Source organism: Rhodococcus sp. T2V, from assembly GCF_029269925.1.
Lineage (GTDB): Bacteria > Actinomycetota > Actinomycetes > Mycobacteriales > Mycobacteriaceae > Rhodococcus_F > Rhodococcus_F koreensis.
In genome coordinates, this window is sequence record NZ_JARJBD010000327.1 from 1 (window position 1) to 872 (window position 872).

Genomic DNA, 872 nt, shown 5'->3' on the forward strand with positions numbered 1-872 from the left:
CCGAGCGCCTTCTTCACGGCCGCGACCTCGTCCGCACCGAGGGCGGCACCGTGCGCCGCGCCCGTGTTCATCTTGGTCGGCGCCGGGTAGCCGATGATCGTGCGGAGCAGGATCAGCGACGGCTTGTCGGTGACCTCGCGGGCCTTGTTCAGGGCCTCCTCGATGGCGACGACGTTCTCGCCGCCCTCGACGATCTGCACGTGCCAGCCGTACGCCTCGTAGCGGGCGGCGGTGTCCTCGGACAACGCGATGGCGGTGTCGTCCTCGATGGAGATCTTGTTGTCGTCGTAGACCAGCGTCAGGTTGCCGAGCTGCTGCACACCGGCGATCGACGACGCCTCGGAGGTGACGCCTTCCTCGATGTCGCCGTCGGAGGCGATCACGTAGATGTGGTGATCGAACGGGCTGTCGCCGAGCGCGGGCTCGGGATCGAACAGGCCACGCTCACGGCGGGCGGCCATGGCCATGCCGACGGCGGAGGCCAGACCCTGACCCAGCGGCCCGGTGGTGATCTCGACGCCGCGGGTGTGGCCGTGCTCGGGGTGGCCGGGGGTCTTCGAGCCCCAGGTGCGCAGTGCTTCCAGGTCTTCGAGTTCCAGCCCGTAACCGGCGAGGTACAGCTGGATGTAGAGGGTGAGGCTGGAGTGCCCACAGGACAGCACGAACCGGTCACGGCCGATCCAGTCGGCGTCGGTGGGGTCGTGACGCATGACGCGCTGGAACAGGGTGTAGGCGAGGGGGGCCAGGCTCATGGCCGTGCCGGGGTGGCCGTTGCCCACCTTCTGCACTGCATCGGCGGCGAGCACCCGGATGGTGTCGACGGCCTTGGTGTCCAGTTCGGTCCAGTCGGCGGGATGAACCGGTTGCGTGAG

1 pseudogene is annotated in these 872 nt (G+C 68.8%); it reads right to left on the minus strand.

Annotation, left to right across the window (positions count from 1 at the left end):
- A pseudogene (locus P3H15_RS54175) lies at positions 1-872 on the minus strand (transketolase); the annotation flags it as partial.